The organism is Leifsonia sp. 21MFCrub1.1 (assembly GCF_900107895.1).
GTDB classification, from domain to species: Bacteria; Actinomycetota; Actinomycetes; order Actinomycetales; family Microbacteriaceae; genus Leifsonia; species Leifsonia soli.
In genome coordinates, this window is sequence record NZ_LT629867.1 from 3,695,623 (window position 1) to 3,721,315 (window position 25,693).

The following is a 25,693-nucleotide window of genomic DNA, read 5'->3' on the forward strand; positions in this document are numbered from 1 at the left end:
CGTCCCGTCTATCCGATCGCGAAATCCCGGCGGCGGATCAGGACCGCCGCGCCCGCGAGCGCGACGACCGTGATGCCGAGCATCCAGTATCCACCGGTCCAGTCGACGTCGCCGACCACGACCGGTGCATCGGCGAACGGCGAGAGGTGCCGCACGCCCTCCGGCAGCTTGATCAGCCCGCCGAAGATGCCGATGAAGGCGCCGAGACCGAGCGCCGCCCAGCCGACCGGCGCCGTCCAGCTCGGGACCAGCACGAACACCAGCGTGAGGACCCCGAGGTAGACGAGCGCGACGGGCACCTGTGCCGCGGCGGCGGAGAACGAGTCGCCGATCGTCGACACGTCCTCGCCGGCGGCGACCGCCGACAGGCCGGACGCGACGGCGCCCGCGAGCAGCACGGCCAGCACCGCGATGACGCCGACCGCGACGTACGAGAACAGCCACCGCGTGCGGGTCAGCGGCGCGGACATCACCAGCTCGGCCGCCCCCGACGCCTCCTCCTGGCGGAGCCGGATCACCGCCTGCACCGCGCAGGCCGCCGCCAGCACGCCGATGATCGAGAAGATCGCCGAGATGAACAGCTGGGCGAGCGGGCCGGACCCGCCGCCCCCGATGCGGCCGATCGCGAGCCGGATGCCCGACAGGGCCGGGTTCTCGGCGATCGAACTGTTGATCAGGTTGCCGAGCGCACCGGCGAGCAGTCCGCCGAGCGCGCCGCCGACCGTCCAGCCGAGCACGGTCGGCCACTGCAGCCGCCAGGCCAGGCCGAAGATGCCTCCGAGGTTCGGGCGCGCGTTCGCCCGGCCCGCCCGCTCCGGGATGAGGCCGGCCCCGGTATCGCGGACGGACTGCAGGCCGTACACCGCGGCGATCAGCACGGCGGCGAGGCCGAGTTGCAGCAGGAGCGGCCGCCAGTCGTCGGCGGTGTACGGCGCGAACTGCTCGCCCCATCCGATCGGGCTGAGCCAGGTGGGCCACGCGGAGCGCAGGTGCGTGCCGTCGCCGAACGGCGTGCCCATCGCATCGCCGATCCCCCGGACCACGTAGGCGAGGACCACGACGGCCGCCGCGAACCCGTTGGCCCCGCGCGACGTGCTGAGCAGCTGGGCGAGCAGAAGCCCGACGGCGAAGAAGGCAAACCCTGCACCCGCGGTCGCGGCGCCCGCGACGAGCGAGCCGTAGGCCGGGAGGCCGCCGCCGATGAAGCCGACCGCGGTGGCGACGGCGAGGACGATGTTCACCAGGACCGCGTGCAGCACGGTCGCCGTGGTCGGCAGCAGACGCGCGGCGGGAGTCGAGCCGACCAGTTCCGCCCGGCCGGACTCCTCCTCCGCGCGCGAGTGCCGGACCGCGAGGAAGGTGTTCATGAGCCCGGCCAGCAGAGCGAGGAACGTGTAGATCTCGAAGAAGGTGACCGCCGGGAGCGACGTGCCCTGCGGGAGTCCGCGCAGGACCAGGATGGTCGGGTCGGCGATCGCCAGGCGGATCAACTGCAGGCGCCCGGTCGCGTCGCCGTAGGTCTGATCGATGGCGGACGCCGAGAACAGGGCGAGCAACGCGATGCAGACGAGCCAGATGAGCAGCTGCCAGCGGTCTCGGCGCAGTCGCTGCCGCATCAGCACGAGGAGGGTCGTGCCGGCACCCGGACGCGGGATGGCTTCGCCCGTCCGCGCGGGACGCACCGGTGCGGTGGTCGTGGTCATCGTGACGCTCCGATGCGTTCATCGGCCGTCACGTCGTCGCCGTAATGGCGGAGGAACAGCTCCTCCAGCGAGGGAGGCGCGACGGTGAGGCCGCGCACCTCCAGCCGCGAGAGCGACCCGAGCAGCGCCGGGACGGCGTCGCTGTCTGCCGTGAACCGCACCCGGCCGTTGACCACCCTCAGGTCGTGCGTGCCGGCGAGCGCTGTGACCGCATCCTGGGAGACGCCCTCCGCGCTGAACGAGAACTCGGTCCGGGTGAGGTGGCGGAGCTCGTCGAGCGTTCCCGTCTCGACCGTCCGGCCGGCTCGGATGATGCTGACACGGTCGCAGAGCTGCTCGACCTCCGAGAGGATGTGGCTCGACAGCAGGACCGTCGCTCCCGCGGCGGCGACGCGCTGGATCTCGGCGTTGAACACCGCCTCCATGAGCGGGTCGAGGCCGCTGGTCGGCTCGTCCAGGATGTACAGGTCCGCCGGTGTCGCGAAGGCGGCGACCAGAGCGACCTTCTGCCGGTTGCCTTTCGAGTACGCGCGGCCCTTCTTGGTCGGGTCGAGCTGGAACACGTCCATCAGACGCTTCTTGCGGGCTGCGTACTGCGCGTGGTCGGCCGTGCCGCCGCGCAGGCGTGCGAGCAGGTCGATCGCCTCGCCGCCGGAGAGGTTGGGCCAGAGGGTGACATCGCCGGGTACGTAGGCGAGCCGCTGGTGGAGGGCGACCGCGTCCTTCCAGGGGTCGCCACCGAAGACGGCAGCGTGCCCGCCATCGGCCCGGGCAAGGCCCAGGAGGACTCGGATCGTGGTGGACTTCCCCGCGCCGTTCGGGCCGAGGAAGCCGTGGACCTCTCCCGGCGTCACCGTCAGGTCGAGGCCATCGAGAGCATGTACGCGGCCGAACCTCTTCTCGAGGCCGGCGACGTCGATCACGGCATCCATGGGCGGGATGCTACGCCTTTTTCAGTAATTTGTGAAAGTTGTGTTTTCCGGCGTGTCAGGCCTGACCGCACTGGACCGATTCGATGCCCACGTAGTCGTAGTCGGACGCGTCGTCCGGGATGGTCAGCTCGTAGGGGACGCCCGCCTCGAGATCGACCGTGGCGCTCCACGAGTCGAGGGTCTCGCCGTCGGGGGTGTCGGCGAAGGTGGCCATGACCGTTGCGCCCGCGCAGGTCTGGCCGGGCGTCAGCTCGAAGGTCCAGCCGTCGACGTAGTGGACGTGCACGCCGTCGACGTCGTAGTCGTCGACGGCATCCCCGGAGCCCGGGTCGGACGGCTCCTGCGTCGGCTCATCCGACGGGTCGCCGGACGAGCCGCCGCCCGGGTCGCTCTCGTAGGGGGAGGCGCTGGCCGTGCTGCCCGCCTGGGCGATCCGGCTCGCGCCTGCGCCGATCGAGACCATGACGAGCACCGCGACCAGCAGGATGGCCAGGCCGCCCACGATGCCGCCGACCGTGATGCCCACGATCGCGCCGGTCGACATCCGATTGCGCGGCGGCGGAGGCGGATAGCCCTGGTACGCGCCCGGGTAGGGGCCCCCGGTCGCGGCGTGGCCCGGCGCGCCGTACGGTGGGGGGCCTGCGAAGGGAGGCTGCGGCTGGGATGCGTGCGGCTGAGGCGGAGCGCCGTATGGCGGGTACGACTGCGTCGGAGCGCCCTGCGGCGGGTACGGCGACGTCGGCGCACCCTGCGGCGGGTACGACTGCGTCGGCGCGCCCTGCGGCGGGTACGGCTGCGTCGGCGCGTTCTGCGCGGAGGGCGGTTGCCACGTGGATGCCGCGACGAGCGCATCCCGTGCCGCGGTCAGGGCGTCACGCCGCTGCGTATCGCCGCCGGCCTCCGCCAGTCGCGCCTGATAGCTGCGCTCCACGTCATCGCGTGTCGCCGAGGGCGACACCCCCAGCAGTTCCGCTGCCTCGTCAGGACTCACCGCGCCCCCCGTTCACCTCACGCGTCTGCGTCGATCGTAGTGGGGCACCGCGCGATGCGCGCTGCCCGCGAACGCGGGGGCAGGCCGGCCCGCCCGCAGAGCCGTCAGACGAGGGCCGCGCCGAGCCCGCGCGCCAGCCCGGGAGCATCCCGTCGGCCGGGGCGCTCCGCCGTCGCGATCTCCCCGAGCTCGCGGATGACACGGGCGTAGTAGGCCGCCGCGACGCCTGTGCGATACGCGGCGGGCTGCAGGTCGGCCTCATTGCGCAGGCGGATCTCGGCGCGGGCGGCTTCGATGGGCGTGATGATCTTGACGCCGGCGCGGTACCGGATCAGCCGGTGCACCCACTGGTCCAGCGGCTCGGGCAGGCCGGCGGGAACCCGGTCGTGCTCGGTCGCCAGGGAGGTGCGGGAACGCGCCCCCGGCGCGCCTGCGCGGGCCGTTCCGGCCGCTGCGGCCTCACGCTCGGCCGCGCGCCGGTCTGCCGCCATGACCGACAGGAGGTCGTCGTGCCGGTTGGCCTGACGCGACAGCACATCCAGCTCGTCGAGAGCCGTCGTGTACTCCTCGTCGTAGTCGGCGTAGTCGGCCGGATGCGCGGCGCGGTCGTTCATGAGGTCGGCGCGGGCGGTCGTCGCCTGCGCCCGGGTGAGCACGGTGCGGCCGTTGCGCACGCGCTCGAGCCGCCAGGTCCAGGTCGCGAGAGGTTCCGGCATCAGGTGGCTCATGCGTCCACTGTAGGAAGGGCCACCGACATCGGGACCCCGACACGACGTCGGCGGCGCGGGCTAGCGTGGATGGTCGTGAGCATCCTTCTCCGCCGCCCGGTCGACCGCGAGATCCTGCGCCTCGCCGTACCCGCCCTCGGGGCGCTCGTGGCGGAGCCGGTCTTCCTCCTCGCCGACTCGGCGATGGTCGGTCATCTCGGCGTCGCACCCCTCGCCGGCCTCGGCATCGCGAGCGCCGTGCTCCAGACCATCGTGGGGCTGATGGTGTTCCTCGCCTACAGCACGACGCCCGCGGTCGCGCGACGGCTGGGCGCGGGCGACGAACGCGGCGCCGTCGCGGCGGGCGTGGACGGCTGCTGGCTCGCGCTCGCCCTCGGAGTCGTCCTCGCCGCCGCCGGGTGGGCGGCCTCGCCCTTCCTCGTCGGCCTGTTCGGGGCGTCCGCCGACGTGAGCGAGCAGGCGTCGCAGTATCTGAGCATCTCGATGCTCGGGCTCCCGGCCATGCTGCTCGTCTACGCGGCGACCGGGCTGCTGCGCGGGCTTCAGGACACCCGCACGCCGCTCGCCGTCGCGGTCGCCGGCTTCGCAGCGAACATCGTGCTGAACTATGCGTTCATCTACCTCGCCGGGCTGGGGATCCGCGGGTCGGCGCTCGGGACCGTCGCGGCGCAGTGGGCGATGGTGCTGGTATACGCGGTCATCGTCGCTCGGCACGCCCGGCGCGTCGGCGCCTCCCTCCTCCCGCATCACGCGGGCATCGGGCGGACCGCGCGCTCCGGCGGCTGGCTGTTCCTCCGCACGGCGAGCCTGCGCGCCGCTATGCTGCTGGCCGTCTTCGTGGCGACGCGGCTGGGCCCGGACGAGCTGGCCGCCTTCCAGGTCGCGATGACCGTGCTCGCGACGCTCGCCTTCGCGCTGGATGCGCTCGCCATCGCCGCGCAGGCACTCATCGGGAAGGGCCTCGGCGCCGGCGACCTCGAGAGCGTGCGCGCGGTGCTGCGGCGGTGCGTGCAGTGGGGCATCGGCGCCGGCGCGGTACTCGGGCTGGGGACGATCGCGCTGAGCCCCGTCGCCGCGGCCCTCTTCACGAGCGACGCGTCGGTCGCCGCACTGCTGCCCGTCTCGCTCGCCATCGTGGGCGCCGGCGCCCCGCTCGGCGGGTACGTGTTCGTGCTCGACGGGGTGCTCATCGGCGCCGGCGACGCGCGCTATCTGGCCCTCACCGGCCTCGCGAACGTCGCCGTGTTCGTCCCCCTCGCCGTCGCGGCCGCCGTCTGGGGCGGCCACGACGCCGCGGGTCTCGCCGCGCTGACCGCTGCGTTCGCCTTCGGCTACCTCGGCGCCCGGGCGGTCACTCTCGGCCTTCGCGCACGAGGGCGCACGTGGATGCGCGCGGGCGCGACGGTCTGACCTGTCGCCGAGCCGCAGGGACCGACGCGCGGGCCGCTCTGCGAACCGCCGCGGGAACGCACCGCGGGTACGCCCGCGCGAACGCCCGCCGGCGCCTCCGCCGGAAGCTCTACGCCAGCCACTCCCGCGCCGCGACGACCAGTGCCCGCACCCCGGTGTCGATCGTCGGCTGCGGCAGCGGCGCGAAGAACGGCGAGTGGTTGGTCGGGATGTCGGTCTCCACCGTGCCCGCGGCCATCGCGGCACGCACCGTCTCCGGATCGGCCCCTCCGAGCATCCAGTACACGAGCGGAGCGCCCGCGGCCGTGGCGAGGTTGCCGACATCCTCGCTGCCGGAGAGCGCGCCGGGATGCAGCACGCTGTCGACGCCGAACTCGGCCGCGAACGCGGCGTTCACCCGCTCGGTCGACGCAGGGTCGTTCACGGTGACCGGGTAGCGCTCGCCCCACTCCAGGTCGGGAGCCTTCGGGGCTCCGGACGCCTGGGACTCCGCCTCGATCACCCGGTTCACTCCGCTCAGCACGCGCTGACGCACCTCCTCGTTGAAGCTGCGCACGCTGATGCCCAGCCTCGCCTCGGCCGCGATGATGTTGTTCTTCGTGCCCGCGTGCAGGCTGCCGACGGTGACGACGGCGGTCTCCTGCGGCGCGATCTCGCGCGACACGACCGTCTGCAGCCGCATGACGGTCGCCGCCGCCATCACGACCGGGTCGATCGTGGTCTCGGGCCGCGAACCGTGACCGCCGCGCCCGTGCAGCGTCACCTCCATGGTGTCGACCGCCGCCATGGCCGCGCCAGGATGCGCGCCGACCATCCCCGCCGGGTACGGCACCACGTGCTGCCCGAGCACGACATCCGGAACCGGCACCTTCTCATACAGGCCGTCGTCGACCATCACCTGGGCCCCGCCGCCGTGCTCCTCGGCCGGCTGGAACAGCGCGACCAGGGTTCCGGACCACTCACCGCGGGAGCCGCTCAGCGCCCCGACGGCACCGAGCAGGCACGTGATGTGGATGTCGTGACCGCACGCGTGCATCAGCGGCACCGCGTTGCCGTCGTCGTCGGACACCGTCTCGGTCGAGGCCCACGCGAGCCCGGTCTGCTCGCGAACCGGGAGCGCATCCATGTCCGCCCGGAGAAGCACGGTCGGCCCGTCGCCGTTGCGCAGCACGCCGACGACCCCGGTCGTGGCGATGCCGGTGTGCACCTCGAGCCCCAGCTCGGTGAGCCGTTCGGCGACGATGCCGGCGGTTCTGTGCTCGGTGAAGGCGAGTTCGGGGTGGGCGTGCAGGTCGCGGTAGACGGCTTCGAGATCCATGCCGTCAGCCTACGGCCGGCGCCCCCGGGGAGACCCGCGGGGCGGCGGTTGTGTTGCCCAGGTGGAAAACGCTCGTGAATGTGGAGGGAATCGGTTCCCCGCCCTCCAGCATCTCGACGACCGCACGTCCGGCCGCCCTGCCCTTGTCGACGGCGGGCTGCACGAGGGTCGTGAGGTCGTACGGCCAGAGGCCGTCGACGCGCACGCCGTCGAAGCCGACGACGCTGACATCCCCCGGGACTTCGAGCCCCAGCTCCTCGGCGGCGCGGATGACGCCCGCCGCGAGCAGGTCGCTCTGGGCGATCACGGCGGTCGGACGATGGCGCGCGTCGGCGAGGAGCGCACGACCAGCCGCTCGGCCTTCCTCCACGAACGACCCGCGGGTCACCCAGCCGGGTGCGTCCGGGAAGACGTCGCGGGCGCCGGCCAGCCGGTCGAGAGCCGTGGTGGAGCTGGCCGCGGCGAGGCGGTCCGGGGTGAGCGGCCCGCGGGCGCGGTCGCGGGTGAGCGAGAGAGCCACCACCGCGACGTCGCGGTGGCCGAGGTCGTACAGGTGCTGGGCGGCGACCCGGGTGGCCTCCCGGTTGTCCTGCCCGATCGTCGGGACGCCGTCGGCCGGGTCGCCCTCGATGGCGACGAGCGGGATGCCGCGCCGGCGCAGCATGGCGACCGACTCGTCCAGCCGCGGGCTGCAGCCCACCAGCACCACCGCATCCATCGGGGCGTCCTCGATGCGCTGCGCGGCCTCGCCGGCGTCCGTGAGGATGAGCAGGCCCGCGTCGATCGCGCCGATCTCCTCCGTGATGCCGTCGAGCAGCGCGATCTTGATCGGGTCGCGGAAGGCGTCGCGCACGCGCTCCTCCATCACGACGCCGACGATCCCGGAGCGGCCGCGGCGCAGCGAGCGCGCCCGCGGGTCGGGACCGGCGTAGTTGAGACGCTTCGCCGCGGCGAGCACGCGCTCGCGGGTGGCGTCTGAGACGGGTCCGGTGCCGGAGAAGGCGAGCGAGGCCGTGGAATTCGACACGCCGGCCAGACGGGCGACCGCGGCGAGAGTCGGCCGCGCGCCCGCCGGGGCTGTGCTGGGTTCGTTCACGTGTGCTAGCTTAGTCGAATCGTTTCGATCGAAACGATTCGAGCCGACGAACCCCCAGGAACCGCCCCGATGTCACAGCCGATCTCGACCGCCGCGCGCTCCCGTCGCGAGCTCACCGCCTGGCGCAACGCGGTCTTCGTCATCTTCATCCTCTCCGGCCTCGCGCTGGCGACCTGGGTGGCCCGCATCCCGGGCATCCGCGACGACCTGGGGCTGGGCAAGGACCCGTCGGCGGTCGGACTGCTCATCCTCGGAATGTCGGTGGGCGCGATCCTCGGCCTCACCGTCTCCTCCCCCATCCTGGTGCGCTTCGGTCCGCATCGCGGGATGGTCGGCGGGCTCGTGATCGTCGCCGTCGGCATCCTGCTCATCGGGTTCGGGTCGACGGTCTTCCACTCCGTCCCCTCTGTCGCCGTCGGGCTGATCCTGCTCGGGTTCGGCAACGGGATGGTCGACGTGATGATGAACGTCGAGGCCACCGCCGTCGAGCGCGAGATCGGCAAGACGCTGCTCCCGCTCATGCACGCGTGCTTCAGCCTCGGGACCGTTCTCGGCGCCGGGATCGGGGCCGCAGCAGCAGCCCTCGGGATCGCGGTCGTCTGGCATCTGCTCGGCATCGGCGTCGTGGTCGTCGTCATCGCGATCGTCGCCGTCCGGTTCATCCCGCGCGAGGCCGAGCTGGGCGACGAGCAGGGAGAGCAGGAGCGCATCCCGTTCGGCGAGCGGATGCGCACGTCCCTCGCCGTCTGGGCCGACTGGCGGCTCATCCTGATCGGCGTCGTGATGCTCGGAATGGCGTTCGGCGAGGGCTCGGCCAACGACTGGATCTCGCTCGCCGTCGTCGACGGTCACGGCCAGGCGAACTCCGTCGGAGCACTCGTCTTCGGCTTCTTCGTGGTCGCGATGACGGTCGGCCGGGTGGTCGGCGGCCCGATCGTCGACCGCATCGGCCGGGTCAACGCCATCCGGATCACCGCCGGGATGGGCGCCGTCGGGCTGGTGCTGTTCATCGTGGGCGGCCCGATGTGGCTGGTCGTCGTCGGGACCGTCCTGTGGGGCTTCGGCGTCTCCCTGGGCTTCCCGCTCGGGATGTCGGCCGCGGCGGACGGCGCCGCGAACCCGGCCGCGCGGGTCTCCGCCGTCGCGATCATCGGATACTGCGCCTTCCTCGCCGGACCCCCGCTGATCGGCTTCCTCGGCCAGCACTTCGGCCTCCTGAACGCGCTGTTCCTCGTGCTCGCACTGCTGATCGCCGCCTTCCTGGCCGCGCCGGCCGTGCGCCCGGTCGCCGCGCCCGCGGAGCGCCGCGCCGCCTCCCCCGACCCGGCCTGACCCGCCCCGCTCCCCCGACCCGCCCCATCCCGCCGAGTTGCGACATCATGTCGCAGCTCGGCGCGGAAAACGGCAACGACTCTCAACTCACGAGTCACGACTCGGCGAGTGGGACGGGACGGGACGGGACGGGGTCAGACGAAGCGGAGGCAGACGGGGGTCGGGACCGGGGACGTGCCGAGCAGGCGGAGGCTGCGGGTCGCGTCGTCGAAGGCAAGCACGGTGACCTCGTCGCTGTCCTGGCAGGCCGCCAGCACCCGGTCGCCGCCTGGCGCGATCACGAGGTCGCGCGGCGCGCGGCCGCCGACCGCGACGGAGTCCACCAGGGTCAGCCGCGACGCCTCCGCGTCGAACGCGAAGACCGCGACCGTGTCATCCCCCCGGTTGCTCACGAGCACGGTGCGGCCGGAGTCGCTGACGCACACCGCGGCCGGGAGGTTGTCGCCTTCCGCGCCGTCGGCCCGCGTCGTCGTGCTCTGCACCCGCACGAACCGGTCGCCATCGCGCCGCAGCACGTCGACGCTGGAGTCGAGCTCGTTCACCAGCACCACGTGGCGGCCGCCGGGATGGAACACCAGGTGCCGCGGGCCCGCCGAGCCGAGCACCACCGTGGCCTCCGGGCAGAGGGTCAGCGCGCCCTCCTCCGAGAACGCGTACCAGCGCACCTCGCCGATGCCGAGGTCCACGACGACGACGTCCCCGCTCACCGGGTCCACGCTCAGCTGGTGCACGTGGGGCGCATCCTGCCGCTCGGGATCGGGCCCGCGGCCCTCGTGCCGGACGAACGCCGTCCGCTCGCCGAGCGATCCGTCGTCGGCGAGCGCGAACACCGAGACCGTCCCTCCGCCGTAGGTGCCCGCGATGAGGAAGCGTCCGCTCGGGTGCACCACCGCGTGCGCAGGGGACGGGCCGCCGCTCGATGCGGAGCCGAGCTCCGTGAGCACGCCGTCGGCGCCCCGGGCGAAGGCGACGACACCGCCGTCCGGCTCCGTCTCGCTCACCGCGTACACGTGGGCGCCGCCAGGTGCGGCCGTCACCCACGACGGGTTCTCGACCCGGGCCGCCACGGTCACGTCGGTCACCGCCGACCCGTCGAACCGGGCGGTGAGCACGCCCTGGGCGTGACCGTCGACGTGCGGGAGGCGTTCGGTGTAGGTGCCGATGAGGAGCTCGTTGGCCATGCCGACCATCCAACCACCGACGCCGCCTGCACTTAGGATGTTGCGGTGCGCCTCGTCATTGCCAACTGCTCCGTCGACTATGCGGGACGGCTCAGCGCGCACCTGCCCCTGGCGACGCGGCTGCTGATGCTGAAGGCCGACGGCAGCCTCCTCGTCCACTCCGACGGCGGATCGTACAAGCCGCTCAACTGGATGAGCCCGCCCTGCACGCTGACCGTCGACGAGCCCGACGAGCTGCAGCGCGCGGCCGGGATCCGCGAGGTCTGGCGCGTCACCCAGGCGAAGACGGCCGACATGCTCGTCGTGTCCATCCACGAGATCATCAGCGACACCTCGCATGACCTCGGCATCGACCCCGGGCTGCAGAAGGACGGCGTGGAGGCGCACCTGCAGAAGCTGCTCGCCGAGCAGATCCACCTCCTGGGCGACGGGCACGTGCTGGTCCGCCGGGAGTACATGACCGCAATCGGCCCGGTCGACATCCTCGCCCGGGACGCTGCGGGGGCGGCCGTCGCGGTCGAGCTGAAGCGCCGCGGCGACATCGACGGCGTGGAGCAGCTGACGCGCTACCTGGAACTGATGAACCGCGACCCGCATCTGGCCCCGGTCCGAGGCGTGTTCGCCGCCCAGGAGATCAAGCCGCAGGCGCGCACGCTGGCGGAGGACCGCGGCATCCGCTGTCTGGTGCTCGACTACGACGCCATGCGCGGCCTCGACGACAGCGACAGCAGGCTGTTCTGATGGCGCAGCCGAAGCCGCGCTTCCCGCAGAGCTACGAGAACGTCCCCGTCAAGAGGGCGCTGACCACCCTCGCCGCCGAGCCGACGCTGGAGCACCTGGATGCGCTCCTCGCCGCGGCGGCGAAGGGCGGCCTGGTGGTGGATGTGACCGGCTCGACCCCGCAGGACACCCGGCTGCGCACCATCAGCTCCACCACCGGCGAGGCGGTGCTCCCCCTCTTCACCTCGATGAACGCGCTGCGGGCGGCCGTCGCGCAGTCGGCGGAGGGCGAGGGCGCGCGCGTGCAGGCGGTCATCGTGCCTGCGGTCGAGGCGCTGGGCTTCATCCGCACCGCCGACTTCGTCGCCGTGCAGTTCGACCCGGGAGCCGCGCACACCATGGTCGTCGCGCGCTCGCACATCGAATCCGCCCTCAGCGAGCACTGACCGGCCGCCCAGATACGTCACATACCATAGGACAGCCATGACCAACCCGACCACCACCGTCACGCGGACCTGGACCTGCGTCCTGTTCGACCTCGACGGCACCCTCACCGACTCCGCCCCCGGCATCACCTCATCGCTCGCCCGCATGTTCGCGACGATCGGTCAGCCGGTTCCCTCCCCCGCCCAGCTTCTCGAGTACGTCGGCCCTCCGCTGCTCGACTCGCTGCAGAGCCTGGGCGGGATGACCGAGCCCGCCGCGCGCCACGCCCTCGCCGTCTACCGCGAGGACTACGCCGCCCACGGAGCGTTCGACTCCGCCGTCTTCCCGGGCGTGCGCGGACTGCTGCAGCGACTGCACGCGGCCGGCATCCCGCTCGCCATCGCCACCAGCAAGCCGGAGGCGCAGGCGACGCGGATCCTGGAGCACTTCGGTCTGGCCGAGTACTTCGACGTCATCACCGGTGCCACCGACGACGAGAGCCGCAGCGCCAAGGCGGATGTGGTGGCCGAGGCCCTGCGCCGCCTGGGCGAGCGCGGCGTCGACCTCGATCAGACCGTCATGGTCGGCGACCGCCAGTACGACGTCGAGGGCGCCGGCGCGCACGGCCTTCCGACCATCCTCGTGGAGTGGGGCTACGGTTCGCCCGCCGAGGCCGCCGGCGCCATCGCCGTCGTGCATTCCGCCGACCAGCTGAGCGCCCTCCTGCTCGGCTGACCGCTTTCCCCGCCGTTCACCGGAGCGGACTAGGCGGCAGCGTGTGCTCGCGGGTAGGCTGATGTGTTGCGAAACCGCATCTCATACAGCACTAGGAATTCATATGCGCACACGTAATCCGTTCGTCCCGGCTGCCATCGTGGCGGCCCTCACCATCGGCTCGCTGGCGGCCTGCTCCAGCGGCGGCAACACCAACTACGTCACCTCGCACACGCCCGCGGCGTCGTCTTCGTCGTCGGCCGGATCGTCCGACGACACGAAGTCCGAGGAGCTGCCCTCCGACTTCCCGAAGAGTGACGTCCCGATCGTCGATGGCACGGTCGTCGTCGCCCGCGGCGACAAGGAGAACGGCTGGTCCGTCACCGTCCAGCCGTCGGGCAAGGAGGGCTTCGCGGACGCGAAGACCGCTCTCGAGGGCAAGGGCTTCACGCAGCAGCCCGGCGCCACCGACTCGTCCGCCGTCTACGTCAGCGACGCCTACACCGTCGCGGTGAAGACGCCCGGCGTCTCCGTGACGTACAACGTCACCGCCAACCAGTAGCACCTCCCTCTCGCACCCGCCGCCCACCGTCGAGTACGCGAAAACTGCACGGAATCGCGCGATTCCCGGTCAGTTATTGCGGACTCGACGGTGGGCGGTTGTGCGTAGGGGCGGGGGCGAGGGAAGGTCACGCGTCGATGATTCGGACGAGCTCGTCGATGAACGCGGTGAAGGTATCGGCACGGCGGATCAGGTTCAGGACCGTGTCGCGGTCGGAGAACACCTCGACGAACTGGTCGAAGACCGTCTGGAAGGACGCGCGTCCCGCCGCGGAGAAGGCGATGAACGCGATCACATTGACCCGGGCGTCGCCCCAGTCGATAGCGGTGTCGTTGACGACGATCGCGATCGCCGTGCGGTGGGCGCTCATCGTCATGGCGTGCGGCACGGCGAGGGAGTCGGTGAACGCGGTGGATGACATCTGCTCGCGTTCGACCGTCTGGTCGACGTACTCCTGGTCGATCGCGCCGGTCGCGATCATCCGGTCGCCGAGGGCCCGGATCATCGTGATCGGATCGCGGGCGTAGAAGTTCCGCAGGAACAGGCTCTCGTCGAAGTACTCCAGGAGCTCGCTCTTGATGCGCGCCCGGTGGCGCTGGCGGCGGATGCGGGAGGCGGCCTGGCGGATGTGCTCGACGTCCGTCTCGGTGAGGAACGGCTGCACGATGACCGTGTTCTCGCGCCGTCCGCGCGGGTCGATGGTGGTCAGCACGAGGTCGGCGTCGATCGCGTCCCAGTCCGCGTCGGTCGACGTGATGACGCTGGTGATGTCGAGCTCGTCGCCGAGGGCGCTCTCCAGCCGATCGCGAAGCAGGATGTGCATGTCGTAGTAGTTGGGGCAGACCACCGCGCAGGTGACCGCATCCCGCCGGCGCGACTGCTGCTCGAGGTAGGCGCCGACGTGCATCGCGATGTAGGCGATCTCGTCGTCGTTGACCTCGATGCCCTCGGCCGACTGCAGGCGGCTGGCGATGTAGACGGCGAGTTCGTAGATCATCGGGTACGAGCTCTTGATCGAGCGCGTGAGCGGATTGCGCGAGTACGTGTTCTCGTGCGCGCGGGCGATGAGGTTCTGCACGTGCAGAGTGAGCCGCACGATGAAGTTCTCGTCGTGAAGGTCGACGAGGTACTCGGTGGATGCGCGGTCCACGATGCCGCGCACCACCGCCAGGTCGGCCGGGCTGACGAACTCCTCGACGGTGTCGCGCCCCGCGCCCGGCGCGATCACGCGCGTGCGCATGAGGATCGCCAGGTAGCGCAGCTCCGTGGTGTCGAGCGGGGTTCCGAAGTGCCGCTCGATCAGCTCCCCGAGGTCGTGCGCCAGCGAGCGGATGGTCTCGCTCGCCTCCGGCTCCTCGACAGCGGGGAGCACGCGGTCCTTCGCGACCCGGTCGAGCGCGACCGCCATGTGCAGGAGGACATCGTTGATGCCGTACTCGTTGACGAAGAAGCCGCGCGCGTCGAGCATCGCGACGAGGTCCGATTTGAAGTCGACCAGTCCGCTCGACCCGAAGGCCTCCTGGATGCGCGCGACGTCGACGACGCTCTGCCGCATCTCGTCGCGGAACAGCCGGCTGAGCAGCTTCCGTCGCGCGATCTCGGGGCCGAGCAGCTGCACGATGGCGCCGTGCCGCTCGAGGGCGAGCTCCGTGCCCGAGAGGAGGCCACGCATCCTCGTCAGGTCCGACTCGATCGTGGAGTCGCTGACGAACAGGCTCTCGGCGGTCTCGTAGACGTCGATGCCGTCCGGCTCGTCCAGCAGCCGCCTCGCCAGGAAGACGAGCCGCTCCTGCGGGGAGCCGGCCGTCCCGGTGTCCGAGCTGCCGTCGCCCGCCAGGTAGGCGGCGTAGGCATCGGGCTTCACCCGGTAGCCGTTCGACCCCGACTCGACGACGTCGCCGAGCGCCGCGGCGTAGCTGCGGATGCTCCGGGTCGTCACGCCGATGTCGTGCGCCAGCTCGGCCGCCGTCACCCAGGCAGCACGACGCGCGAGGATGTCGAGCATCCTCGTCTGCTTCGCCGAGAGCGCCACCAGCGACCACCTTTCCCGACGAGTCAACCACCCCATACGGTGCCACCGTGCGCTTCCGGCCAACTTTCCGCACCCCCGGAAGAAACGCTGCTGGAGCCCGCGCGGACGGCGGACGACCATTGCTGACGTTCCATGAGTTCCACCAGCAGGCCCCCGCACCCCGTGCGAGGACGGAAACACCCCGAAAGGCAAGGATCGATGAAGATCGTGGTCGTCTGCGGCGCCGGTGCGTCCAGCACCTTCGTGGCCGTCAAGCTGCGCAGTGCCGCCCGTGAGCGCGGGGCGATCATCGAGGTCCAGCCGGGGAGTGCGAGCCAGCTGGAGTCCCTCGCCGGAGTGGATGTCGTCCTCGTCGGTGCGCACCTGGAGTCGGCGGTCCCCGCCATCCGTGAGCGCGCAGCGGCGACCGGAACCGCCGTCGCCGTCCTGCCCCCCGTCTCACCGGCCGCTCTCGACGGCGAGCGCGCGCTGGACCTGGCTCTCGACGCCAAGGCGGCGGCACTATGAGCAGAGCCCCATACGCACTGGCGGCGGCCACCAGGCCATCACGGAACGAAGGAGACCACAACCATGGCTGAACGGATCATCACGGTCGGATCGACGCACGGGCTGCACGCCCGCCCGGCGAAGCTCTTCGTGGAGGCGGTCAACAGCTCGGGCGCGACGGTGAAGCTGACGAAGGAGGGCGGCAAGACCGTCGACGCCGGCAGCATCCTCGGCGTGATCTCGCTGGGCATCGATCACGGCGACAAGATCGTGCTCACCACCGACGCGGACAACGGCGAGGCGGTCCTGGACGACCTCGCGGTGATCCTGGCCACGGACCACGACGCCTGAGCGCGGCGGACCCATCATGAGCGACACGAACATCCTCACCGGCGCCGGCATCGGCCAGGGCGTCGCCGTCGGGCCCGTCCTCCGGATGTCGGCCCCGCTGCCCGAGCCGTCCGACCAGCCGAGCACCCGCACCCCCGACGAGGAGAAGGCCCGGGTGCAGCAGGCCGTCGCCACGGTCGCCGCGGACCTGCGCGAGCGCGCATCCACGGTCCAGGGCACCGCGGCGGACGTGCTGGAGGCGCAGTCGATGATGGCGGAGGACTCGACCCTCGCCGATGACGTCGCCACGCGCATCGACGGAGGCAAGACCGCAGAGCGGGCCGTGTTTGAGGGCTTCGCCGTCTTCCGCGACATGCTCAAAGAGCTCGGCGGCTACATGGGCGAGCGCGCCGGCGACCTCGACGACGTCTCCCAGCGCGTGGTCGCGGCGCTCGAGGGCAAGCCGGCGCCCGGAGTCCCGCAGTCGGACACCCCGTTCGTCCTGGTCGCGCACGACCTCGCCCCCGCCGACACGGCCCTGCTCGACCTGACCAAGGTTCTCGGGCTCGTCACCGTCGAGGGCGGTCCGACCTCGCACACCGCCATCCTCGCGCGGGAGAAGTCGATCGTCGCCGTCGTCGGCGCGGCCGAGGCCGGTCGCCTGGCCGACGGAGACGAGGTCGTCGTGGATGCGGCGGCCGGCACGGTCACCGTCTCGCCGACCGACGCCCAGCGCGCCGACGCGCTCCGTCGCATCGAGGAGCGCGCCGCCGCCCTCGCCGGCGGCGTCGAGCCGGGTGCGCTGGCCGACGGAACGCCGGTCCCGCTGCTCGCCAACCTCGGCTCGGCCGCAGGCGCGGAGGACGCGCTGGCCGCAGGTGCCGAGGGCGTCGGACTGTTCCGCACGGAGTTCCTCTTCCTCGACCAGCGCCTGGCACCCGACGTCGCCCAGCAGCGCGAGCAGTACGTGAAGCTGCTCAGCGCCTTCGGCGGCGGCCGCAAGGTGGTCGTCCGGGTGCTGGACGCCGGAGCCGACAAGCCGCTCGAGTTCCTCAACGACGCGCACGAGGACAACCCGGCCCTCGGCCTGCGCGGGCTCCGCTCGCTGCGCGCCAACGAGGACATCCTCCGCGAGCAGCTCACCGCACTCGCCGAGGCGGACGCGCAGACCGACGCCGACCTCTGGGTGATGGCCCCGATGGTGTCGACCGTCGAGGAGACCCGCTACTTCACCGAGCTCGGCCGGGAGTACGGCCTGAAGACCGTCGGTGTGATGGTCGAGGTCCCGTCCGCGGCCCTGCTCGCCGACCGCATCCTGCAGATCGCGGACTTCGCGTCGATCGGCACCAACGACCTCACGCAGTACACGCTCGCGGCCGACCGCCTGCTCGGCTCGGTCGCCGGCTTCCAGGACCCGTGGCATCCGGCCGTCCTCCGCCTCATCGGCGAGGTCGGCGCGGCGGGCGCGGCTTCGGGCAAGCCGGTCGGCATCTGCGGAGAGGCGGCGGCGGACCCCCTGCTCGCCGTCGTGCTCGTCGGCCTCGGCGCGACGACGCTCTCGATGTCGCCCGCGGCGATCGCCGACGTGCGGCTCTCCCTCAAGCGCTACACCCTCGGCCAGGCCCGCTCCCTGGCCGAGACAGCCCTGGCCGCCGATGGCGCGGCCGAAGCCCGGGCGGCGGTCCGCGAGGCCGCCGACCGATTCACCTCACCAGCCCCCGACAACAGAAACGAGGCACCACAATGACATCGGCGACACAGACGTCGACGACGGCGTCGGCCCCCAAGAAGTCCGCAGGAGCGCGTGTCCACGTGCAGCGCTTCGGCACGTTCCTCTCGAACATGGTCATGCCGAACATCGCGGCATTCATCGCGTGGGGCATCGTCACGGCGCTCTTCATCGAAAAGGGACCGTTCCCCAACAAGGACATCGCCAGCCTCGTCGGCCCGATGATCACCTACCTGCTCCCCCTCCTCCTCGCCAACACCGGCGGTCGCCTGGTCTACGGCGTACGCGGCGGCGTCGTTGGCACCATCGCGGCCATGGGCGTCATCGTCGGCACCGACATCCCGATGTTCATCGGGGCGATGATCATGGGCCCGCTCGGCGGCTACCTCATGAAGGTCATCGACCGCATCTGGGAGGGGAAGATCAAGGCGGGCTTCGAGATGCTCGTCAACAACTTCTCCGCCGGAATCCTCGGGTTCCTCCTGGCGATCGGCGCCTTCTTCGGCATCGCCCCGCTGGTGCAGGGCCTGAGCAAGGCGCTCGAAGCCGGCGTGGACTGGCTGGTGTCGGTCCACCTCCTCCCGCTGGTCAGCATCCTGGTCGAGCCGGGCAAGGTGCTGTTTCTCAACAACGCGATCAACCACGGCGTGTTCACCCCGATCGGCACGCTCGAGTCGCAGCAGGCCGGGAAGTCGATCCTGTTCCTCATCGAGACGAACCCCGGCCCCGGTGCCGGCATCCTGCTCGCCTGGGCGATCTTCGGCCTCGGTGCGGCGCGTGCGGCCGCTCCCGGCGCGTTCATCATCCAGTTCTTCGGCGGCATCCACGAGATCTACTTCCCGTACGTGCTGATGAAGCCGATCCTCATCATCGGCGCCATCCTCGGCGGCATGACCGGCGTCGCGGTGAACGTTGCCTTCCAGACGGGTCTGCGGGCGCCGGCCGCTCCAGGATCGGTGTTCGCGATCTTCGCCCAAGCCCCCGTGCCCGACATGCTCGGTATCGCACTGGCGATCGTCGCGGCCGCCGCGGTCTCGTTCACGTTCACGGCGATCGTGCTCCGGTCGAGCCGCAAGCGCGACCTCCTCGCGGGCAACGCGGGCGACCTCTCGGCCGCCGTCGCCCAGACCGAGGCCAACAAGGGCAAGTCGTCCTCCGTGCTGGGGAGCCTCGTCGACGAGGCCGAGCACGACACCGGCGACGCGCAGGGCGACGCCACCGATCGACTGGTGCGCAACATCGTGTTCGCGTGCGACGCTGGCATGGGCTCGAGCGCCATGGGAGCATCGGTCCTCCGCAACAAGATGAAGAAGGCCGGAGTGGAGGGGGTCACCGTCACGAACCAGGCGATCAGCAACCTCGACGGCACGGCCGATCTCGTCATCACCCAGCAGCAGCTGACCGACCGCGCCAAGGGCCAGTCGCCCGACTCCATCCACGTCTCGGTCGACAACTTCATGAACAGCCCCAAGTACGACGAGGTCGTCGACCTCGTCAAGAACCAGCGAACCACGGAGGACGCCAGCAAATGACCGACACGATTCTCGACCGGGCGAACGTCGTGGCCGCGGGCACCGCGACCACACGGGAGGACGCGATCCGGGAGGCGGGTGCGCTGCTCGTCGCAGCGGGCGCCGTCGAACCGGGTTACGTCGACTCGATGCAGGAGCGCGAGAACACCGTCTCCACCTTCATGGGGAACGGCCTGGCCATCCCGCACGGCACCAACGAGTCCAAGGACGAGATCAAGCGGTCCGCGCTCTCCTTCCTCCGCTACTCCTCGCCCCTCGACTGGGGCGGCGAGGAGGTGCGGTTCGTGGTCGGCATCGCCGGCCAGAACAACGAGCACCTCGAGATCCTGTCGAAGATCGCCATCCTCTTCTCGGAGGAGGACGACGTGCAGCGGCTGCTCGACGCCCCGGACGCCGACGCGCTGTTCGCGCTGCTGGGGGATGTGAACGAGTGAAGGCCGTCCACTTCGGCGCGGGCAACATCGGACGCGGCTTCGTGGGGCTCCTGCTCCACGAAGCCGGGTACGAGGTCGTGTTCGCGGACGTCAACGCCGAGCTGATCGACGCCCTCGCGGCGGCCGACTCGTACCGGGTGCACCTGGTGGGTGAGGACTCGGAGACGAAGACCGTCACCGGGTTCCGGGCGATCAACAGCGCGACGGACGAGGACGCGCTGGTCGCCGAGATCGCCTCCGCCGACGTGGTGACGACGGCGGTCGGTCCGCGCATCCTCCGTTTCGTCGCCCCCGTGATCGCCCGCGGCCTGGCAGCCCGGTCGGACGACGCCCCGCGGCTCGCCGTGATGGCGTGCGAGAACGCGATCGGCGCCTCCGACCTGCTCGCGGCGGAGCTCATGGACGGGCTCCCGGACGACGACACCCGCGAAGAGCTGGCCGCGCGCGCGGTGTTCGCGAACACCGCCGTCGACCGCATCGTGCCGGCGCAGGCCGCGGACGCCGGCATCGACGTCACGGTCGAGACGTTCTACGAGTGGGTCGTCGACCGCTCGCCGTTCGGCGGGCACGCGCCGGAGATCCCCGGCGCCCACTTCGTCGATTCGCTCGGCCCGTACATCGAGCGCAAGCTGTTCACGGTCAACACGGGCCACGCGACGGTCGCGTACACGGGCTTCCTGCAGGGGGCGACGACGATCAGCGAGGCGATCGCGATCCCCGCCGTTCGGGAGGCCGCCGAGGCCGCCCTGCGCGAGACCTCCGCGGCGCTGACCGCGAAGCACGGGCTGCCGGAGGAGGAGCTCGCCGCCTACCGCGCGAAGATCCTCGGCCGGTTCGCCAACCCCTACCTGGTCGACGAGGTCACCCGGGTCGGGCGCGAGCCGATCCGCAAGCTCGGCAGGAACGACCGCTTCATCGGCCCGGCGTCCGACTACGCGGAGCACGTCGGCGGCATCCCCACCGCCCTGATCGCCGCCGTCGGCGCCGCCCTGCGTTTCGACGTGCCCGAGGACACCCAGAGCGTCGAACTCCTCAAGCTGCTGGACGAGGCGGAGCCCGCCGCGATCGTCGAAGAGGTCATGGGCGTCGGGCCAGGCGAACCGCTCCACGACGCGCTCGTGGAGACGGTCGCCGCGGCCCAGCGCGAGCGCCTGGACGCGGCGCTCTGAGAGCTGCGGCCGGGCGGCTTCCCCCGCCGCCCGGCCGCCCCTCCTGGGTATCCGCCACCCGCAGATCACAGCGTGCGGAGCGGGTGGTACGTTTCGCATGTGAGCCGAATCGTGTCGGTGGCCCCGGTGCTCCCCGCCCGGAGCTACAGCCAGGGGGAGATCACCGCGGCGCTGCTCGCGATGATCACGTCGGACCCTGCCAGGCAGCAGGTGATGCGCCGCATCCACGCCTCCTCCGGGGTGCAGACGCGCAGTCTCGTGATGCCCCTCGAGCGGTACAGCTCGCTGGCGTCGTTCCAGGAGTCGAACGACTTCTTCATCGCCGAGGGCACGACCCTCGCCGAGCGCGCGGTGACGGCGGCCCTCGCCTCCGCCGGTCTCGCGCCCACCGACGTGGACTTCCTGCTCTTCACGTCGGTGACCGGCATCGCCGCACCCTCCATCGACGCACAGCTGGTGTCGCGGCTGGGCCTGCGCACCGACGTCAAGCGCCTCCCGAGCTTCGGGCTGGGATGCGTCGCCGGCGCCGCCGGGATCGCCCGCGTCAACGACTATCTCGCGGGCCACCCGGACGAGGTCGCCATCCTGCTGTCCGTGGAGCTGTGCTCGCTGACCGTGCAGGCGAGCGACGACTCGATGGCGAACATCGTCGCGAGCGGTCTGTTCGGCGACGGCGCCGCGGCCGTGGTCATGGTCGGCGACCGGCGTGCCGAGCGGCTGGGCCTCGCCGGCCCCGACGTCGTCGACTCGCGCAGCCACATCTACCCCGACACCGCCGATGTGATCGGCTGGGACATCGGCGGCACCGGGTTCCGCATCGTGTTGAGCGCCGGCGTGCCCGAGGTCATCGAGCGCAACTTCGCCGGAGACGCCCGCGGCATCCTCGCCGCCCACGATCTCGAGGTGTCCGACGTGGGCGCGTGGGCCGCGCATCCCGGCGGACCCAAGGTGCTCGAGGCGTTCTCGCAGGCGCTCGACCTCCCCGACGGCGCGCTCGACGCCAGCTGGCGCTCACTGGCGAACGTCGGCAACCTGTCCTCGGCCGCGGTGCTGCACGTGCTGGCCGAACAGCTGGATGCGCACCCCGCCGGGACCGTCGGGCTCCTGTTCGCGCTCGGGCCGGGGGTGACGAGCGAGCTCGTCCTGCTGCGCTGGGCGGACGGGGCGAACCGCGCCGACTCCGTCGCAGCCGTGCCCGCCGCCGTCGAGGCGGCCGTCCCCGCCGCACCCGCCGCATCCACCGCGCCCGCCGCGCTGCCCGCGGCCGCCATGATCGACCCGGTCCCGTGATCTGGTACACCGTGCTTGTCCTCGCGACGGGCGCCGAACGCATCGCCGAGCTGGTGGTCTCCACCCGCAACGCGAAGTGGTCGTTCGCCCGGGGCGGCGTCGAGTTCGGCAGAGGCCACTTCCCGCCGATGGTGGCCCTGCACACCGGGCTGCTGCTGGCCTGCCTGGCGGAGGTCTGGTTCGCCGGCCGGCCCTTCCTGCCCTGGCTCGGCTGGCCGATGCTCGTGCTGGTGCTGGCCAGCCAGGCGCTGCGCTGGTGGTGCATCGCCACCCTCGGCCCCCGCTGGAACACGCGCGTGATCGTCGTCCGCGACCTGCCGCTCGTGACGGGCGGCCCCTACCGCTGGCTGAAGCACCCGAACTACGTCGCCGTTGTCGTCGAGGGGTTCGCCCTGCCGCTCGTCCACACGGCCTGGATCACGGCTCTCGTGTTCACCGTGCTGAACGCCTGGCTGCTCGTCGTGCGCATCCGCTGCGAGAACCGGGCGCTCGCGACCGTACTCGCTTCCCCCGCACGCGCATGAACGCTCAGGTCGTCGTGGTCGGGGGCGGACCCATCGGGCTCGCCTGCGCCATCGAGGCCCGTGTGGACGGCCTGGAGGTCGTCGTGGTGGAGCCGCGGGTCGGGCCGATCGACAAGGCGTGCGGCGAGGGCCTGATGCCGGGCGCGCTGGCCGCACTGCACCGGATCGGCGTCGATCCGGCGGGACGACGGCTGGACGGGGTCGCGTACATCGACGCGGGATCGCGAGTCGAGCACCGCTTCGCGGAGCGCCCTGGCCGCGGCGTGCGGCGCACCGTGCTGCATCAGGCGCTGGCCGAGCGGGCGTCCGAGCTGGGCGCCCACCGCATCCACGCGAAGGTCACCGGCCTCAGCCAGGATGCGGACGGCGTCGAGCTGACCCTGAGCGACGGCGAGACCCTGCGCGCTCCGTGGGTGATCGCCGCCGACGGCCTCCACTCCCCGGTCCGCCGGATGCTCCGGCTGGACGGGCGTGCGCAGCCGGGCACACGGCGGAGGTTCGGGCTGAGGAAGCACTTCGCCGTCGAGCCGTGGACCTCGCTGGTGGAGGTGCACTGGTCGGCGGGCGCCGAGGCCTACGTGACACCGGTCGACGAGAAGCTGGTCGGCGTCGCCGTGCTGGGCTCACGGCCCCTCGATGTGGATGAGGTGATCGCCGGCATCCCGGAGCTCGCCGAGCGCCTGCAGGGCGCCGCCGTGGTGACCGACCCTCGCGGGGCGGGCCCCCTGCTCCAGCGGGCGCGGTCGCGGGCCTCCGGGCGTGTGCTGCTGGCGGGCGACGCCTCCGGCTATGTGGACGCCCTCACCGGCGAGGGGATGCGCGTCGGCTTCGCTCAGGCGCGGGCCGCCGTCGCTGCGGTGACGATGGGGAGCACGGAGCAGTACGAGCGGGCCTGGCGCACGACCACGCGCGATTTCCGGGTGCTCACCTCGGCTCTGGTCGTGGCGGCGCGCTCGCGCTTCCGCCCGCGGATCGTGCCGACCGCTGCCCGGCGTCCTGAGCTGTTCGGCTCCATCGTGGAGCGCCTCTCCCACTGATCGGGTTTTGCGACCTCATGCCTGCATACTCGGGCATTTAAAGCATGCGTAACACCTGTGGACAGTGGTCTGCGCGTGGGTAGACCGATTAGTATCTGGAATCGAGCATCGACATCGGATATGCCGAAAGGTGAGACATGAACTCCTCCGCATCTGGCCCCGTGGACGACGCGACCGCTCCGGGACAGCAGGGGGTCAGGAAGCGCACGACGGTGACCTTCTATCTGACCGACGCCATGCGCAACCGCGCGCGGGCCGCCTACCGTCAGACCTCGTTCGACGAGCGCGACTCCAGCTGGTCGGAGATGCTGAACAAGGCCCTGCTGGCCGAGGTCGAGCGTCGCGAGATCGCCTACAACGAGGGCAAGGCGTTCGTGGGCAACGACGATCCCCTGACGCCCGGGCGACCGATCGGCTTCTGACCCCGCAGGGCACGCACCACTGTTTCCGCACACGACGAGCTCCCGGCACGACGACGGCTGGGGAGTGTCGTCGTGCCGGGAAGCGTCGTACCCGCGGTCAGCGGGCGTCGATCACCGGGTGTGGTGGCGGCGCGTCCGGGTGGCGGACACGAACGCCAGCATCACTCCGAGGAGGGCGAGCAGGGCACCCACGGCACCCAGGCCCAGCTCGTCGGAACCGGTGGAGGCGAGAGCCGCAGCTCCCGACCCGCTGCCGGCGGCCAGGGACATCGCCCCGCCCACGGATGCCGTCACCGTTCCGGCGCCGGTGCCACCCGTCGTCGGGGTGGTCGGCGTCGTCGGGGTGGTCGGATCGGTCGGGCCGGTCGGAGTCGTCGGCGTCGTGGTGGAGCCGGTCGTGGTGCTGTCGCCGACGACGCTGATCGCGTTGCCGCCGACGGTCACCGGCACATCCACACCGACCGGGAGGTCGATGCCGCCGACCCCGATGCCGCCGTCCGTGCTGCCCCCGTCCGCGCTGCCGCCGCCGGTCGCCGGAGCGCTGGCGGAGGACTCCGTCGACGTCGAGTCACCGACCACCGAGATGGCGTTGCCACCCGCGGTCACCGGAACAGCAGCATCGATCGGAGCCTGAACGCCCGACAGCAGGCCACCATCCGACCCCGAACCCGAGGTCGCCGTGGTGCCGTTCCCGGCAGCCGGAGCCGCCGTGTCCGAACCCGACGTGGTCGAGTCACCGACCACCGAGACAGCGTTGCCACCCGCGGTCACCGGAACCGCAGCATCGATCGGAGCCTGAACCCCCGACAGGAGGCCACCATCCGACCCCGAACCCGAGGTCGCCGTGGTGCCCGTTCCCGCGGCAGGAGCCGTTGTCTCCGAACCGGAGGTCTGGGAGTCGCCGATCACCGAGATCGCGTTACCGCCAGCCGTCACCGGCACGGCGGCCCCGATGGGAGCCTGGATGTCGGAGAGCAGTCCGCCACCCGATCCGGAGCCGGACGCCGTGGCCGACGAGCCGGAGCCCGCGGCGGGCGCCGTGGCCGACGAGCCGCTGGAGGCGGCGTCGCCGAGGACCGAGATGGCGTTGCCGCCGGCGGTCACCGGGACGTCCACGGCGACGGGCGCCTGGATGCCGGACGCGACGCCATCGGCACCGGCCGAGGTCGCGCTCGCCGCCGGATCGGATGCAGCAGGCGCGGCCGTCGATTCGGAGCCCGAGCTGGTCGTGTCGCCGAGAACGCTCACCGCGTTCCCCGCCACCGTCACCGGCACGCTGACCGAGGCGGCCGCCTGGTCACCGCTGAGAACCCCGCCGATCGCGTCGGGCGAGATGGAGACGGACGGAGCCGTCGGCGCGGCCGGGGCCGCTGCCGTCGAGCCGGTGCTGGTCGAGTCGCCGAGGACCGAGATCCCGTTGCCCGCGATGGACACAGGAACCGTGACGCCGACGACCGCCTGGTCGCCGCTCGCGACACCGTCGCTGGGAGCCTCGGCCGCGTTGGCCGCGGCCGTTCCGGCGAGCCACAGGCCGCCGACGCAGAGGGTGAACCACATCCCTCTGGATACGTACTTGTTCATGATCGAGCCTTTCG

The 25,693-nt window shown here is 71.7% G+C and carries 25 protein-coding genes; 16 read left to right on the forward strand and 9 right to left on the reverse strand.

The genetic code is table 11. The features are described 5' to 3' along the window. Positions 1 to 8: 8 nt before the first annotated feature. The 4 genes from BLW09_RS17455 to BLW09_RS17470 all read right to left on the reverse strand — a co-directional run bounded on the left by BLW09_RS17455 (position 9) and on the right by BLW09_RS17470 (position 4,354). Positions 9 to 1,703, reverse strand: coding sequence for an ABC transporter permease (locus tag BLW09_RS17455; RefSeq protein WP_089915732.1), 1,695 nt, complete (start codon positions 1,701 to 1,703; stop codon positions 9 to 11). Beyond that, positions 1,700 to 2,635, reverse strand: a complete 936-nt coding sequence (locus BLW09_RS17460; RefSeq protein WP_172824249.1) for an ABC transporter ATP-binding protein — start codon at positions 2,633 to 2,635, stop codon at positions 1,700 to 1,702. Before BLW09_RS17460 ends, BLW09_RS17455 begins: the two co-directional genes overlap by 4 nt. A 55-nt stretch (positions 2,636 to 2,690) precedes the next feature. Then, positions 2,691 to 3,626, reverse strand: coding sequence for a hypothetical protein (locus tag BLW09_RS17465; RefSeq protein WP_157696994.1), 936 nt, complete (start codon positions 3,624 to 3,626; stop codon positions 2,691 to 2,693). A gap of 104 nt (positions 3,627 to 3,730) precedes the next feature. Beyond that, positions 3,731 to 4,354, reverse strand: a complete 624-nt coding sequence (locus BLW09_RS17470) for a hypothetical protein (protein ID WP_089915738.1) — start codon at positions 4,352 to 4,354, stop codon at positions 3,731 to 3,733. 69 nt (positions 4,355 to 4,423) lie between these two features. On the opposite strand from BLW09_RS17470, the gene BLW09_RS17475 reads away from it, so the two are divergent. Then, entirely contained in the window at positions 4,424 to 5,764 is a 1,341-nt protein-coding gene (locus BLW09_RS17475) for an MATE family efflux transporter (RefSeq protein WP_089915741.1), read from the forward strand. Between the two features lie 109 nt (positions 5,765 to 5,873). On the opposite strand, the gene BLW09_RS17480 is transcribed toward BLW09_RS17475, so the two are convergent. After that, complete coding sequence (locus tag BLW09_RS17480; RefSeq protein WP_089915745.1) at positions 5,874 to 7,082, reverse strand: amidohydrolase; 1,209 nt, start codon at positions 7,080 to 7,082, stop codon at positions 5,874 to 5,876. Positions 7,083 to 7,086: 4 nt separating this feature from the next. Then, the gene (locus BLW09_RS17485) at positions 7,087 to 8,178 is read right to left on the reverse strand and encodes a LacI family DNA-binding transcriptional regulator (RefSeq protein ID WP_089915748.1); all 1,092 of its coding nucleotides are present in this window, start codon (positions 8,176 to 8,178) and stop codon (positions 7,087 to 7,089) included. A 69-nt stretch (positions 8,179 to 8,247) separates the two neighbouring features. On the opposite strand from BLW09_RS17485, the gene BLW09_RS17490 reads away from it, so the two are divergent. Next, the gene (locus tag BLW09_RS17490) at positions 8,248 to 9,510 is read left to right on the forward strand and encodes an MFS transporter (RefSeq protein ID WP_089915752.1); all 1,263 of its coding nucleotides are present in this window, start codon (positions 8,248 to 8,250) and stop codon (positions 9,508 to 9,510) included. Between the two features lie 134 nt (positions 9,511 to 9,644). On the opposite strand, the gene BLW09_RS17495 is transcribed toward BLW09_RS17490, so the two are convergent. Beyond that, positions 9,645 to 10,691: a lactonase family protein gene (locus tag BLW09_RS17495; RefSeq protein WP_089915755.1), complete on the reverse strand. Its 1,047-nt coding sequence runs from the start codon at positions 10,689 to 10,691 to the stop codon at positions 9,645 to 9,647. A gap of 45 nt (positions 10,692 to 10,736) precedes the next feature. Here BLW09_RS17495 and nucS point away from each other — a divergent pair, with 45 nt between their 5' ends. The 4 genes from nucS (at position 10,737) to BLW09_RS17515 (ending at position 13,113) form a co-directional block, all read left to right on the forward strand. Then, positions 10,737 to 11,432 (forward strand): endonuclease NucS, encoded by a 696-nt coding sequence (gene nucS / locus BLW09_RS17500; RefSeq protein WP_089915759.1) that lies wholly within the window; start codon positions 10,737 to 10,739, stop codon positions 11,430 to 11,432. Beyond that, positions 11,432 to 11,857 carry an SseB family protein gene (locus BLW09_RS17505; protein ID WP_089915762.1) on the forward strand — a complete coding sequence of 142 codons (426 nt, stop codon included), beginning with the start codon at positions 11,432 to 11,434 and terminating at the stop codon, positions 11,855 to 11,857. Before nucS ends, BLW09_RS17505 begins: the two co-directional genes overlap by 1 nt. Before the next feature lie 37 nt (positions 11,858 to 11,894). Continuing rightward, the gene (locus tag BLW09_RS17510; RefSeq protein ID WP_089915765.1) at positions 11,895 to 12,572 is read left to right on the forward strand and encodes an HAD hydrolase-like protein; all 678 of its coding nucleotides are present in this window, start codon (positions 11,895 to 11,897) and stop codon (positions 12,570 to 12,572) included. Between the two features lie 103 nt (positions 12,573 to 12,675). After that, on the forward strand, positions 12,676 to 13,113 hold the full coding sequence (locus tag BLW09_RS17515) for a hypothetical protein (RefSeq protein ID WP_089915768.1): 438 nt from the start codon (positions 12,676 to 12,678) through the stop codon (positions 13,111 to 13,113). A gap of 127 nt (positions 13,114 to 13,240) precedes the next feature. Here BLW09_RS17515 and BLW09_RS17520 read toward each other — a convergent pair whose 3' ends face one another. Further along, positions 13,241 to 15,145, reverse strand: coding sequence for a BglG family transcription antiterminator (locus tag BLW09_RS17520; RefSeq protein WP_089915771.1), 1,905 nt, complete (start codon positions 15,143 to 15,145; stop codon positions 13,241 to 13,243). A gap of 198 nt (positions 15,146 to 15,343) precedes the next feature. Here BLW09_RS17520 and BLW09_RS17525 point away from each other — a divergent pair, with 198 nt between their 5' ends. From BLW09_RS17525 to BLW09_RS17570, 10 genes are all read left to right on the forward strand, one after another. After that, positions 15,344 to 15,652, forward strand: a complete 309-nt coding sequence (locus tag BLW09_RS17525; protein ID WP_018189133.1) for a PTS sugar transporter subunit IIB — start codon at positions 15,344 to 15,346, stop codon at positions 15,650 to 15,652. A 63-nt stretch (positions 15,653 to 15,715) separates the two neighbouring features. Continuing rightward, positions 15,716 to 15,982: an HPr family phosphocarrier protein gene (locus BLW09_RS17530; RefSeq protein ID WP_089915774.1), complete on the forward strand. Its 267-nt coding sequence runs from the start codon at positions 15,716 to 15,718 to the stop codon at positions 15,980 to 15,982. A 16-nt stretch (positions 15,983 to 15,998) separates the two neighbouring features. Beyond that, entirely contained in the window at positions 15,999 to 17,708 is a 1,710-nt protein-coding gene (ptsP, locus tag BLW09_RS17535) for a phosphoenolpyruvate--protein phosphotransferase (RefSeq protein WP_089915777.1), read from the forward strand. Then, positions 17,705 to 19,222, forward strand: coding sequence for a PTS mannitol transporter subunit IICB (locus tag BLW09_RS17540; protein WP_089915780.1), 1,518 nt, complete (start codon positions 17,705 to 17,707; stop codon positions 19,220 to 19,222). The genes ptsP and BLW09_RS17540 overlap by 4 nt, the downstream gene beginning before the upstream one ends. Continuing rightward, a complete protein-coding gene (locus tag BLW09_RS17545; protein ID WP_089915784.1) occupies positions 19,219 to 19,656 on the forward strand; it encodes a PTS sugar transporter subunit IIA in 438 nt (145 codons plus the stop codon). The genes BLW09_RS17540 and BLW09_RS17545 overlap by 4 nt, the downstream gene beginning before the upstream one ends. Next, positions 19,653 to 20,825, forward strand: coding sequence for a mannitol-1-phosphate 5-dehydrogenase (locus tag BLW09_RS17550; protein ID WP_089915787.1), 1,173 nt, complete (start codon positions 19,653 to 19,655; stop codon positions 20,823 to 20,825). Before BLW09_RS17545 ends, BLW09_RS17550 begins: the two co-directional genes overlap by 4 nt. A 99-nt stretch (positions 20,826 to 20,924) precedes the next feature. Continuing rightward, positions 20,925 to 22,115 (forward strand): type III polyketide synthase, encoded by a 1,191-nt coding sequence (locus BLW09_RS17555; protein WP_089915790.1) that lies wholly within the window; start codon positions 20,925 to 20,927, stop codon positions 22,113 to 22,115. Continuing rightward, complete coding sequence (locus tag BLW09_RS17560) at positions 22,112 to 22,639, forward strand: isoprenylcysteine carboxyl methyltransferase family protein (protein ID WP_089915793.1); 528 nt, start codon at positions 22,112 to 22,114, stop codon at positions 22,637 to 22,639. Before BLW09_RS17555 ends, BLW09_RS17560 begins: the two co-directional genes overlap by 4 nt. Then, complete coding sequence (locus tag BLW09_RS17565; RefSeq protein WP_089915796.1) at positions 22,636 to 23,676, forward strand: NAD(P)/FAD-dependent oxidoreductase; 1,041 nt, start codon at positions 22,636 to 22,638, stop codon at positions 23,674 to 23,676. The genes BLW09_RS17560 and BLW09_RS17565 overlap by 4 nt, the downstream gene beginning before the upstream one ends. A gap of 137 nt (positions 23,677 to 23,813) precedes the next feature. Continuing rightward, entirely contained in the window at positions 23,814 to 24,098 is a 285-nt protein-coding gene (locus BLW09_RS17570; protein ID WP_089915798.1) for a ParB family protein, read from the forward strand. Positions 24,099 to 24,209: 111 nt separating this feature from the next. Here the strand turns inward: BLW09_RS17570 and BLW09_RS17575 are convergent, their stop codons facing one another. Further along, positions 24,210 to 25,679: a chaplin family protein gene (locus BLW09_RS17575; protein WP_231946935.1), complete on the reverse strand. Its 1,470-nt coding sequence runs from the start codon at positions 25,677 to 25,679 to the stop codon at positions 24,210 to 24,212. Between the last annotated feature and the right edge of the window lie 14 nt (positions 25,680 to 25,693).